The sequence below is a fragment of the Nocardioides sp. genome (assembly GCF_035697785.1).
Taxonomy (GTDB): Bacteria; Actinomycetota; Actinomycetes; order Propionibacteriales; family Nocardioidaceae; genus Nocardioides_B.
The window spans coordinates 1-11,541 of record NZ_DASSCL010000143.1 but is presented as its reverse complement, the minus strand read 5'-3'; the positions used below and the strand labels follow the sequence as shown (position 1 = coordinate 11,541).

Sequence of the window (11,541 nt, the reverse complement as noted above, 5' to 3'; positions counted from 1 at the left end):
GCGTGCAGCTCGGGGGCCTCCTCGGGCGAGACCTCGCGGGCGTTCATCGCTCTGAGGGCCAGCTTGTCGGAGTTGTACCACTGCCACCAGGCGATCCCGAGACCGATGACCGCGATGATCGGGGCCCAGGCCCGGGGCAGGATGAACATCACCGCGACCACGAGCGCGACGAACAGCGCCCCGAGCAGGAACATCACCAGGGTCATCCGGGCGGTGAGACCGGTGTCCTTGATGAAGCGGGTGTGCGCCATGGGTGTTGGTCCTTCGTCGTGCGTGTGGGTCAGCCGGGGATCAGGCCGTCGCCGCTGAGCATCTGGCGGACCTCGTCGATGCCGGCGTCGGCTGGCGGCAGGATCAGGTCGGAGTCCTCGAGGCTGTCGTCGGCGAGCCGGGACCCGGCGCCGCGGACGGCGGCCAGCAGCCCGGCGAGCGCCTCGGTGAAGGTCGCGTCGTCCCCCGACTCGACGGCCCGCTCCAGCGTCTCGTCGAGGTTGTTCAGGCCCTCGACCTCACAGTCGCCCACGTCGTACTGCCCCTCGCCGAGGATCCGGATGATCATGGCCGGCCGTTCTCCTTCTGCTCCTCGACGACCGGCTCGGCGACGGGCTCTGCTGCCGGCTGGGCGGCCGGCTGGGCCTCGGGCGTCGAGTCGGAGCCCTCGATCGCCTGCGGTGCAGGGGTGGAACCGGCCTTGAGCGCGGCCAGCTCGGCCTCCACGTCGGACTGCGAGGAGAGCGACTCGAGCTCGCGGGCGATGTCGTCGCCCTGCCCGATCGCGCTGGCGTCGTCGAGCGCGCCCGACGCGATCAGCTCGTCGATTGCGCCGGCCCGGGCCTGCATCTGCGCGGTCTTGTCCTCGGCGCGCTGCACCGCCAGCCCGACGTCGCCCATCTCCTCCGAGATGCCCGAGAACGCCTCGTTGATGCGGGTCTGAGCCTCGGCGGCGGTGTACGTCGCCTTGATGGTCTCCTTCTTGGTGCGGAACGCCTCGACCTTGGCCTGGAGCCGCTGCGAGGCCATCGTCAGCTTCTCCTCCTCGCCCTGCAGCTGCGCCTGCTGCGCACGCAGGTCGCTGACCTGTCCGGCGAGGCCGGACTTGCGGGTCAACGCCTCGCGGGCGAGGTCCTCGCGCCCCATCGACAACGCCTTCTTGGCCTGCGCGGTCAGCTTGTTCTCCTGCTGCTCGAGCTGCGCCACCTGGAGCTCGACCCGCTTGCGGCTGGTCGCCACGTCCGCGACGCCGCGGCGCACCTTCGAGAGCAGCTCGACCTGCCGCTGATAGCTGTAGTCCAGGGTCTCCCGCGGGTCCTCGGCGCGGTCGAGCGCCTTGTTTGCCTTGCTGCGGAAGATCAGGCTCATGCGCTTCATGAGGCTCATGCTGGGCGGGCCCCCTCGTTCTCTCTGGGCGGTTGGGTGACGTGCCGACACTGTCGTCTCGTCCACCCTACGGTCAGAACGGGCGGACCGGGGAGAAGGTTCCGCAGCGGGGGTGCGCCGGTAGGCTGGGCGTCGCACCCAGTACAGACCAGCCGCTGACCTCCAGAGAGCCCGAGCCCGTTGTTCCGACGTACCAAGACCGACGAGACCGCCACGACGACCACGACCGCCCCGGTCAAGGAGGGCGGCAAGGGCCGGCCCACCCCCAGCCGCAAGGAGGCCGAGGCGGCCGCCCGCGCCCGGGCCAAGGCGCCCCGGGACAAGAAGGCAGCCAAGGCGCTGCTGCGCGAGCAGCGGGCCTCCCAGAACGCCAAGATGCGTGAGGGGCTGAAGACCGGCGACGAGCGCTTCCTGCCGGCGCGCGACCAGGGCAAGGTGAAGCGGTTCGTCCGCGACTTCGTCGACGTGCGGGTGGCGATGGCGGAGTTCCTGCTGCCGCTGCTGGTCATCATCATGGTCTCCCAGGCGATCAACCCTGCGTTCGCCAACGGGCTCTGGATGGCCACGATCCTGCTGGTCACCCTCGACACGTTCCTGATGATCTTCAAGCTCCGCCGCGAGGTACGCCGACGGTTCCCGGACGAGTCGCACAAGGGCGTCACGTCGTACGCCGTCCTGCGCTCGCTGCAGATGCGCTGGCTCCGGCTGCCAAAGCGCCGCGTCAAGCTGGGCCAGAAGCTCCCCGAGCGCTACTGACCGCTCTCCCACCCCCCGATATCGGTAGTCCTACCGTGACCCGGGGACCACTGTCGGACTACCGATATCGGTGGCTGTCCACAGAGTCGGAAATGGCTCTTCCGTCCGCGGTCGGCGTTGGCTTGGGTGTCGGGCATGGTCGACAGAGCCACACGGGAGCGTCTGCGTCTGCTGGCGCACGAGCAGGACGGCGTCGTCTCGCGCGGGCAGGCGGCCCGGCTCGGTGTCGACCGGTGGGCGATCGCCCATGAGGTGCGGTCCGGACGATGGGCCGCGCACGGGCTGAACTCCGTCGCACTGCACACCCTGGCTCTCGATCCGGCGGCGGTCCGCCGGGTGGCGTTGTGGGAGGCGGGCGACAACGCGGTTCTCGACGGGGCCACCTCGCTCGTCGTGGCTGGACTCCGCAACTTCGACGACGGCATCCATCTGCTCTGTCCCTGGCCCAACGGCGGGCGCAGCTGGTCGGGATCGCGGATCCACAACTCGCGACTGTGGAACCCCGAGGACTTCGTGGTCACCCAGGGCATCCGGCGCACCCGCAACGACGTCGCGACCGTGCGCGCGGCGATGTACGCGCGCAGCGACCGGGCCGCCGCGACCGTGATGGCGATGGCGGTGCAGCAGGGACTCGCCTCCGGCGACGCCGTACTCCTCGAGGCGCGCCGCCTCAACCGGCACCGGCGCCGACCACTGATCCTCGCGGTGGCGACGGACATCGCCGACGGCGCACAGGCGCTGGGCGAGCTCGACTTCGCGCGGCTGTGCCGCGTCCGACGGCTGCCGGTCCCGGCGCGGCAGGTGGTACGCCGTGGCGCACGCGGTCGCATCTATCTCGACGTCTACTGGGACGACTACGCCCTCGTCGTCGAGATCGAAGGCGCCCACCACGACTCACCCGGCAACGCGATCGACGACTCCCTCAGGCAGAACGACCTCACGATCGGCCACGACAAGGTGCTGCGCATCCCGGTGCTGGGGCTGCGCACGATGCCCGACGAGTTCATGGCCCAGGTGGAGCGCGCCCTCCGCGCGGCCGGCTGGTCGAACGCCGCCTGACCCCCACCGACATCGGTATGCGCAGCGTGGTCCAGGGGTCACGCCGGACATACCGATATCGGGGGTTTAGCGGAGGTGTTGCTCGACCCGCTCGACCTTGGCGGTCAACTGGCTCTCGAACCCGGGCCGGATGTCGGCCTTGAGCACCAGTCCGACGCGCGGGGAGGATGCCGCGACGACGTCGACGGCACGCTTCACGACCGCCATCACCTCGTCCCACTCCCCCTCGATGTTGGTGAACATCGCGTTGGTCTCACACGGCAGGCCCGACTCGCGGACCACGCGGACCGCCTCGGCGACGGCGGCGCTGACGCCACCGGTGTCGTCGGCTGCGGTCGGGCTGATGCTGAAGGCGACGAGCATGCGGCCAACCTAGTGATGGGCGTACGCCGCTTGGCCGCTGGGTACGTTCGATGCCATGGAGTTCCGAAACCTCGGCAGGAGCGGTCTCAAGATCTCGGAGATCGCCTACGGCAACTGGCTCACCCACGGCTCACAGGTGGAGGAGGACGCCGCGCTCGCGTGCGTCCAGCAGGCCCTCGACGAGGGCATCACCACCTTCGACACCGCCGACGTCTACGCCAACACCGCGGCGGAGACCGTCCTCGGCAAGGCGCTCAAGGGTGAGCGCCGCGAGGGGCTGGAGATCTTCACCAAGGTCTACTGGCCCACCAACGAGAAGAAGCACAACGACCACGGCCTGTCCCGCAAGCACATCATGGAGTCGATCGACGGCTCGCTGAGGCGGCTGCAGACGGATTACGTCGACGTCTACCAGGCGCACCGCTACGACCACGAGACGCCGCTCGAGGAGACGATGGAGGCGTTCGCCGACGTGGTGAAGGCCGGCAAGGCGCACTACATCGGTGTCTCGGAGTGGCGCGCTGACGAGATCCGGGCCGGTCACGCACTGGCCCGCGAGCTGCACGTCCCGTTCGTCTCCAACCAGCCGCAGTACAACATGCTGTGGCGGGTGATCGAGGCCGAGGTGGTGCCGACCAGCGAGGAGCTCGGCATCGGCCAGGTGGTGTGGTCGCCGATCGCGCAGGGCGTGCTGACCGGCAAGTACAAGCCGGGCGAGCAGCCCCCGCCGGGGTCCCGAGCCACCGACGAGAAGGGCGGCGCGGACATGGTCTCGCGCTGGCTGGACGACGACGTGCTGACCCGGGTGCAGGAGCTCGCGCCGCTGGCCGACGAGGCCGGGCTGTCGATGGCGCAGCTGGCGGTCGCGTGGACGCTGCAGAACCCGAACGTCTCGACGGCGATCATCGGGGCCTCACGACCCGAGCAGGTCACCGAGAACGTGAAGGCGGCGGGCGTGAGGCTCGACCCCGACCTGCTCAAGAAGATCGACGAGGTGCTCGACCCGGTCGTCCAGCGCGACCCGGCGAAGACCAAGTCGCCCGCGCGGCGGGACTTCTAGGTCTCGTCGGTCTCGACGGGCTCGACCACCGGCTACTGGGCGGCGTGCAGGCTCATCGGGCCGTAGACCTCGCGGTCGCCCTCGAAGAGCGTGACTTGGTCGACCCCGTCGTCGGCCAGGTCCTTCCACACCTCCCCCACCCACGACTCCGCGTCGCTCTGGGAGGGGAACCGGGGGCTGCCCTCGGACGAGGTCACCTCGTTGCCCGAGGAGTCCTCGAGCCGCCAGCGCCACACCGAGGACGGCGGCGGCTCACCGCTGCCGAAGGTGGAGGGCTCCAGTGAGTGCGTCATGTGGCGAGGGTAACGGGGCCCACGGACCGGGATGCTTTGACGCTGGTTCGAGCCGCGTGGGAGATTGAGCCCGCACAAACTGTCTCGTCGCGGGAAAGCCGGTCCGAAGCCGGCGCTGACCCGCAACCGTAGGCCGACCTCCTGGAGGAGGCGGCGAGCCGGAACACCGTGGTGAGACAGCGGCTCCCCATATCCGTCGAGGTCTACGGGGCGGAGCCGGACGTCGGCTCCACTCCCGCCAGGGCGTGCCCGCGGTCCGGTCCCGTCTTTCGGATCGCCGCAAGAAAGGGCCCTGGAATGGCCACGTCCCACCGCCGCGTCGTCGGCGTGCTCCTCACTGCTCTGCTCTCCCTCTTCGCCGTCCTGGCCGGCGCCGGTCCGTCGTACGCCGAGGACGGCTTCCGTTACTGGAACTACTCCCACCTCCAGGGCGACACTTTCGAGTTCGCCCAGACCGGTCCCGGCGACTTCACCCCGAAGGAAGGAGACGTCGAGGGCTGGCGCTTCGGTACGTCGACCGTCGCCACCGGCATCGCGCCCCGCGCCGACCTCGCCGAGGTCAACTTCGACACCGTCTGCGGCGACGCCGAGGCCGCGACGGGCGAGAAGCGCGTCGCGGTGCTCGTCGACTACGGGACCGAGGCCGATGCGGACGGCGCGGAGATCCCCGATCCTGTCGCCGAGTGCGCGGTGGTGCCCGAGGACGCCAACGGTCAGCAGACCCTGGAGTCGGTCGTGGACCTGCGCACCGCCCAGAGCATGATCTGCGCGTTGGACGGCTACCCCGCCAAGGGCTGCGGCGACCCGGTCGGTGACGCCCAGGTCGAGGCCGAGGAGGCCACCGTGGCGTTCGTGCTGCCGGCGGCTGCCGACGAGTCGACGACCAGCGCGGGTGACGACACCGTCGAGGAGGCGGCCGAGGAGGACCAAGGCATGAGCCCGGCGCTCATCGCGGTGCTCGTCGTGATCGCGTTGCTGGCCGTCGCCGCCGTGCCGCTCTACCGCCGCAACCGCGAGTCCTGACCGCCCGATGCGTCCACAGTCACGCCTCACGTTCCCCCGGAACCTGCATCCGGGGGCGTGGTGGCTGTGGGCGCTCGGGCTGGCCGCGGCCGCGAGCCGCACGCAGAACCCGGTGCCGCTGCTGCTGATCCTGGCCGTCGGCGGTCTGGTGGTCTCCGCCCGGCGGAGCACCGCGCCGTGGGCGAAGTCGTACGGCGCGTTCCTCAAGCTCGCGCTGCTGATCATCGCCATCCGGATCGCGTTCCAGGCCCTGCTGTCCACGGGGTCGCAGGGCCCGACCGTGCTGTTCAGCCTGCCGCTGCTGCCGATGCCGGAGGGCAGCGGTCTCAAGCTCGGCGGCGACGTCACCCTGGAGGCGGTGCTGCAGGCGTTCTACGAGGGGCTGCAGCTCGGGGTGATCTTGTGCTGCGTCGGCGCGGCCAACGCACTGGGTAGCGCGCGGCGGCTGCTGCGCTCCGTCCCGGGTGCGCTGTACGAGATCGGCGTGGCCTGCGTGATCGCGCTGACCTTCGCGCCGCAGCTGGTCACCGACGCCCAGCGGGTCCGCGCCGCGCACCGGCTGCGGGGTCGGCCGACCCGGGGCCTCGGCAGCCTGAAGCGACTGGCGATGCCGGTGCTCGAGGGCGCCCTCGAGCACTCGGTCGAGCTGGCCGCGGCCATGGACTCGCGCGGCTACGGCCGCACCACCGACGACAGCCGCGTCTCGCGCCGGCTCACCACCGTGCTCGTGTTCGGCGGCCTGCTCGGCGTCTGCGTCGGGGTCTACGGCCTGCTCGACGGGACCACGTCGTCCTGGCTCGGGCTGCCGATGCTGGCGCTGGGCTCGGGCCTGGCGGCGGTGGGCATCGCCGTCGGTGGTCGGCGCACCGGCCGGACGACGTACCGTCCGGACCCCTGGGCGCTGCCCGAGTGGCTGGTCGCCGGGTGCGGCGCGACGGCCGCCGTCGCGATGTTCGTCAACGTCGAGACCGCTCCCGAGCAGCTCTACCTCGCGTCGGTGACGATGCTGCCCCCCGTGCCGCTGCTGGCCTGCGCGGGCATCCTGGTCGCGGCGCTGCCGGCCGTCCTCGCTCCCCCGCTCCCCGTCGTCCGGCCCGGTACGACGCAGGAGACGCCGAGCCTGGAGGCCGCGGCATGATCAGGTTCGACGGGGTGGGAGTGCGTTTCGCCGACGCGACCGGGCCGGTGCTCTCGGGGGTCGACCTCACCATCGACGAAGGGGAGCTCGCCCTCGTCGTCGGCCGCACCGGCTCCGGCAAGACCACGCTGCTGCGCGCGGTCAACGGCCTCGTCCCGCACTTCTCGGGCGGGACCCTGACCGGGCGGGTCCTCGTCGACGGCCGCGACACGCGCGACCACCGGCCGCGCGACCTGGCCGACGTCGTCGGGTACGTCGGTCAGGACCCGCTGGCCGGCTTCGTGTCCGACACCGTCGAGGACGAGCTCGCCTACGGGATGGAGTCGCTCGGGCTGCCCGCCGACGTGATGCGCAAGCGCGTGGAGGAGACCCTCGACCTGCTCGGCCTCGCCGAGCTGCGGCACCGACCGCTGGCCGGGCTCTCCGGCGGCCAGCAGCAGCGCGTCGCCATCGGGTCCGTGCTGACCACACACCCCCGGATCCTGGTCCTCGACGAACCGACCTCGGCGCTCGACCCGCTCGCGGCCGAGGACGTGCTGGCGACCCTGCAACGTCTCGTGCACGACCTCGGGATGACCGTGCTGCTGGCCGAGCACCGCCTCGAGCGGGTCGCGCAGTACGCCGACCGGGTGGTGCTGGTCCCCGGCGACGGCCGCCCGGTCGTGTCGGGTACGCCGCAGGACGTGCTCGCCACCGCACCGGTGGCGCCGCCCGTCGTGGAGCTCGGTCGGATCGCCGGCTGGACGCCGCTGCCGCTCTCGGTGCGTGACGCGCGGCGCCGGGCCGCCCCGCTGCGCGAGACGCTCGCGGACGTGGACGCCCCGGACCGCTCGGCGTCGGCCGGTCCGGTGGTGGCGAAGGTCGAGCACCTCGTCGCGTCGTACGGTCAGATCCCCGCCCTGCAGGGCGTCTCGACCACACTGGCGCGCGGCGAGGTGGTCGCGCTGATGGGGCGCAACGGCGCCGGCAAGTCCACCCTGCTCAAGACCCTGGTGGGCATGAAACGGCCGACCAGCGGCACGACGCTGGTCGACGGACACGAGCCGAGCGCCCTCAAGCCGGCCGAGCTGCTGCACCACGTCGGGCTGGTGCCCCAGGCGCCCGGAGACCTGCTGTACAGCGCCACAGTCGGCGAGGAGTGCCGCCACGCCGACCGCGACTGCGACGCGGCCGAGGGCACCACGCTCGGTCTGTTCGAGCGGCTGTCCCCCGGCGTCCCGGTCGACCGGCACCCGCGCGACCTGTCCGAGGGCCAGCGGCTCACGCTCGCGCTGGCGATCGTGCTCGCGGCCCGACCGCCGCTGGTGCTGCTCGACGAGCCGACTCGCGGCCTCGACTACACGGCCAAGCACCGGCTTGTGGAGATCCTCCGGGATCTCGCGGCAGCCGGCCACTCCGTCCTGCTCGCCACACACGACGTGGAGCTCGTCGCCGAGGTGGCGACCCGGGTGCTGGTGATCGCCGACGGCGAGCTGGTCGCCGACGGGCCGACGGCCGAGGTGGTCGTCTCCTCCCCCGCGTTCGCCCCGCAGGTGGCCAAGGTGCTCGCCCCGCAGCGGTGGCTGACCCCGACCGAGGTGGCGGTCGCGCTGGCGTCGGACAGCAGGATCCCGCGATGAGCGCCCTGGTGCCGGTCCGGCTGCGCTCCGCGCTGGTGATGGCCGTCGTGTTCGTGGTCGGGATCGTGGCGTTCGGCTGGCCGTTCCTCGTCGAGCCAGGCGCCGCCCTGGACACGTCGCACTCGGGCGACGCGCCGTTCGTGTTCGTGGTGCTGCTGCCGCTGCTGGCCGCCCTCGTGCTCTCCGAGCTCACGTCCGGGGCGCTGGACGCCAAGGCGGTGGCGATGCTGGGAATGCTCGCGGCCGTGGGCGGCGCCCTGCGCGCCCTCGGCCCGGGGACAGCCGGTCTGGAGCCGAGCTTCGCCGTGATCATCCTCGGTGGCCGCGTGTTCGGCCGCGGCTTCGGCTTCGTGCTCGGCGCGGTCACGATCTTCGTCGGCGCGCTGCTCACCGGCGGGGTGGGCCCGTGGCTGCCGTTCCAGATGGTGGCCGCCGGCTGGGTCGGCTTCTTCGCCGGCTGCCTGCCGCCCGGCCGGGGCCGCGTCGAGATCGGCATGCTGGCCGGCTACGCCGCGGCCGTCGGTCTCGTCTACGGCCTCGTGATGAACCTGTGGTTCTGGCCGTTCGCGTCCTACGGGCCCGAGGTGTCCTACGTCGCCGGCGATCCGGTCAGCGAGAACCTCGGCCGCTACCTCGTGTTCTTCGTGACCACGTCGCTGCCCTGGGACCTCGGCCGCTCCGTGCTGTCCCTGCTCCTGATCGCGCTCGCCGGCCGGCCGCTGCTGCGGGCGCTGCGCCGCGCGGCCCGGCGCGCCGCCTTCGACGCCCCCGTCGTGTTCGAGCGTCGGGACGCCTGATGGACGTCCGCCTGCTCGGCACCGGCTCGGCCGACGGCTGGCCCAACCCGTTCTGCACCTGCGCGTCCTGCACGTCCGAACGGCTCGCAGGCCGGCTCCGTGGGCAGACCGCAGCGCTCGTCGACGACGTGCTGCTGCTCGACTGCGGTCCCGAGACCCCGCACGCCGCGCAGCGGGCTGGGGCGGACCTGAGCCGGCTGCGGCACGTGCTCATCACGCACGCGCATCCCGACCACTGCGCGCCCGCCTTCCTGCTGTTCCGGTCCTGGGTCGGCGACGAGCCGCTCGACGTGGTCGGTCCAGCGCCGGTGGTCGAGCAGGCCCGGATGTGGGTGGCGCCCGACTCGCGGGTGCGCTTCCGCGTCGTCACGCCCGGCCAACGCGTGACGGTCGGCAGGTACGACGTACGGGTGCTGCAGGCCGCGCACGGCGAGGACACGGTGCTGTACGACGTAGCCAGCGACTCGGGGCGGCTGCTCTACGCGACCGACACCGGTCCGCTGCCCGACGCGACCGTCGAGGCGGTGCGGGGTGCGGCGTTCGACGTGGTGCTGCTGGAGGAGACGTTCGGGGACAAGGCCGACCACGGCACCGACCACCTGCACCTGCCGACGTTCGCCGTGCAGCTGCGCCGGCTGCGCGAGGTGGAGGCGGTGACCGACGGCACCGACGTGGTCGCCGTACACCTCTCGCACCACAACCCGCCAACCGCCGAGCTGGCCCGCCGGCTCGCGGACTGGGGAGCCCGCGTCGTCGACGACGGCACCTCGCTCACCGGGGCGACACCCCCGCCGGCACATCCGACCCGGACGCTGGTCCTCGGCGGGGCGCGGTCCGGCAAGTCCCGCGAGGCGGAGCGGCTGCTGCTCGACCGCGTCGACGTCACCTACGTGGCGACCGCGTACCCGGCCGACCACGACGACGAGTGGTCCGAGCGGGTCCGGCTGCACCAGGCGTCGCGGCCGGCTTCCTGGACGACGCTCGAGACCATCGACCTGGTCGCGCTGCTCCGGGCCGACGGCGGCCCGCTACTCGTCGACTGCCTGACCCTGTGGCTGACACGGGTGATGGACGCCCACGAGGCCTGGGACGACGCCACCTGGACGGCGACCGCGCAGAAGGGGCTGCGCGACGAGGTGGACGCACTCCTCGCGGCCTGGCGCACGACCACCCGGCGCGTCGTCGCGGTGAGCAACGAGGTCGGCCAGGGGGTCGTGCCGGCCACGGCGGCCGGGCGCCGGTTCCGCGACGAGATGGGGCGGCTGAACGCGATGCTCGCCGGCGCGACCGAGGACGTCCGCTGGTGTGCGGCCGGCCGGGTCACCGCGCTGTGAACGCGCTCCGGCTGGCGTTCGGGACCCTCACGGTGCTGCCGGTCCGGCCGCCGACGGTGGACCGCGGCACGGCCGGCCGCGCGATGGCGCTGGCCCCTCTGGTCGGGCTCGTGCTGGGGGTGGTCGCGTGCCTCCCGCTGCTGCTCACCGAGACGTCGCCCCTGCTCTGCGCCGTCGCCACGATCGGCGCCCTCGCGCTGCTCACCCGGGGGCTGCACCTCGACGGGCTCGCGGACACGGCCGACGGGCTCGGCTCTGGGCGTCCCGCGGCGGACGCGTTGGCAGTGATGCGGAAGGGCGACGTCGGCCCCTTCGGGGTGGTGACGCTCGTGGTCGTGCTGCTCGCGCAGGTCGCGGCGCTGGCACAGCTCGTCGCGGAGGGCGCCGGCGCGGCCGCCCTCGTCGCATCGCTCGTGGTGAGCCGGCTCGCGCTTCCGCTCGCCTGCCTGCGCGGCGTCCCGGCAGCGCGCGCCGACGGTCTGGGCGCGGCCGTGGCCGGCTCCGTGTCGCGGCCCGCGGCACTGGTGGCGGTGCTGCTCACCGCGATCCCGGTGGTCGTGCTGGCGCTGCTCGTCGACGACGCCGTGGCGTGGGCCCCGCTCGGCCTGCTCGCGGGTGCGGCGCTGGGCTGGCGCGCCGTACGGCGGCTCGGCGGGGTCACCGGCGACGTGCTCGGGGCGGTCGTGGAAGCGACCTTCACCGCGTCGCTGGTGCTGCTCTGC

At 72.5% G+C, this 11,541-nt stretch carries 13 protein-coding genes and 1 pseudogene; 9 read left to right on the top strand and 5 right to left on the bottom strand.

The window, feature by feature from the left end; genetic code table 11:
• The 3 genes and pseudogenes from VFH10_RS15490 to VFH10_RS15480 all read right to left on the bottom strand — a co-directional run.
• Positions 1-251: pseudogene (locus VFH10_RS15490) on the bottom strand (zinc metalloprotease HtpX); the annotation flags it as partial.
• A 29-nt stretch (positions 252-280) separates the two neighbouring features.
• A complete protein-coding gene (gene pspAA / locus VFH10_RS15485; RefSeq protein WP_325130132.1) occupies positions 281-559 on the bottom strand; it encodes a PspA-associated protein PspAA in 279 nt (92 codons plus the stop codon).
• Positions 556-1,377 carry a PspA/IM30 family protein gene (locus VFH10_RS15480; RefSeq protein WP_325130130.1) on the bottom strand — a complete coding sequence of 274 codons (822 nt, stop codon included), beginning with the start codon at positions 1,375-1,377 and terminating at the stop codon, positions 556-558. The genes pspAA and VFH10_RS15480 overlap by 4 nt, the downstream gene beginning before the upstream one ends.
• Before the next feature lie 180 nt (positions 1,378-1,557).
• Here VFH10_RS15480 and VFH10_RS15475 point away from each other — a divergent pair, with 180 nt between their 5' ends.
• Both VFH10_RS15475 and VFH10_RS15470 read left to right on the top strand, forming a co-directional pair.
• Positions 1,558-2,133 (top strand): DUF3043 domain-containing protein, encoded by a 576-nt coding sequence (locus tag VFH10_RS15475; RefSeq protein WP_325130128.1) that lies wholly within the window; start codon positions 1,558-1,560, stop codon positions 2,131-2,133.
• Positions 2,134-2,268: 135 nt separating this feature from the next.
• Positions 2,269-3,192: a hypothetical protein gene (locus VFH10_RS15470; RefSeq protein WP_325130127.1), complete on the top strand. Its 924-nt coding sequence runs from the start codon at positions 2,269-2,271 to the stop codon at positions 3,190-3,192.
• A gap of 66 nt (positions 3,193-3,258) precedes the next feature.
• Here VFH10_RS15470 and VFH10_RS15465 read toward each other — a convergent pair whose 3' ends face one another.
• On the bottom strand, positions 3,259-3,555 hold the full coding sequence (locus VFH10_RS15465; protein ID WP_325130125.1) for a thiamine-binding protein: 297 nt from the start codon (positions 3,553-3,555) through the stop codon (positions 3,259-3,261).
• 55 nt (positions 3,556-3,610) lie between these two features.
• Between VFH10_RS15465 and VFH10_RS15460 the strand changes: the two genes are divergently transcribed.
• Positions 3,611-4,615, top strand: coding sequence for an aldo/keto reductase family protein (locus tag VFH10_RS15460; RefSeq protein WP_325130123.1), 1,005 nt, complete (start codon positions 3,611-3,613; stop codon positions 4,613-4,615).
• A gap of 32 nt (positions 4,616-4,647) precedes the next feature.
• Here the strand turns inward: VFH10_RS15460 and VFH10_RS15455 are convergent, their stop codons facing one another.
• Positions 4,648-4,908: a hypothetical protein gene (locus VFH10_RS15455; protein WP_325130121.1), complete on the bottom strand. Its 261-nt coding sequence runs from the start codon at positions 4,906-4,908 to the stop codon at positions 4,648-4,650.
• A 297-nt stretch (positions 4,909-5,205) separates the two neighbouring features.
• Here VFH10_RS15455 and VFH10_RS15450 point away from each other — a divergent pair, with 297 nt between their 5' ends.
• The 6 genes from VFH10_RS15450 to cobS form a co-directional block, all read left to right on the top strand.
• Positions 5,206-5,931, top strand: coding sequence for an SCO2322 family protein (locus VFH10_RS15450; RefSeq protein WP_325130120.1), 726 nt, complete (start codon positions 5,206-5,208; stop codon positions 5,929-5,931).
• Between the two features lie 7 nt (positions 5,932-5,938).
• Entirely contained in the window at positions 5,939-7,069 is a 1,131-nt protein-coding gene (locus VFH10_RS15445) for an energy-coupling factor transporter transmembrane component T (RefSeq protein WP_325130119.1), read from the top strand.
• On the top strand, positions 7,066-8,688 hold the full coding sequence (locus VFH10_RS15440; protein WP_325130117.1) for an ABC transporter ATP-binding protein: 1,623 nt from the start codon (positions 7,066-7,068) through the stop codon (positions 8,686-8,688). The genes VFH10_RS15445 and VFH10_RS15440 overlap by 4 nt, the downstream gene beginning before the upstream one ends.
• Positions 8,685-9,485: an ECF transporter S component gene (locus VFH10_RS15435; RefSeq protein ID WP_325130116.1), complete on the top strand. Its 801-nt coding sequence runs from the start codon at positions 8,685-8,687 to the stop codon at positions 9,483-9,485. The genes VFH10_RS15440 and VFH10_RS15435 overlap by 4 nt, the downstream gene beginning before the upstream one ends.
• Positions 9,485-10,819 (top strand): bifunctional adenosylcobinamide kinase/adenosylcobinamide-phosphate guanylyltransferase, encoded by a 1,335-nt coding sequence (locus tag VFH10_RS15430; RefSeq protein ID WP_325130114.1) that lies wholly within the window; start codon positions 9,485-9,487, stop codon positions 10,817-10,819. Before VFH10_RS15435 ends, VFH10_RS15430 begins: the two co-directional genes overlap by 1 nt.
• Positions 10,816-11,541: adenosylcobinamide-GDP ribazoletransferase (gene cobS, locus VFH10_RS15425; RefSeq protein ID WP_325130112.1), on the top strand; the 726-nt coding region annotated here is incomplete at its 3' end. The genes VFH10_RS15430 and cobS, both read left to right, overlap by 4 nt.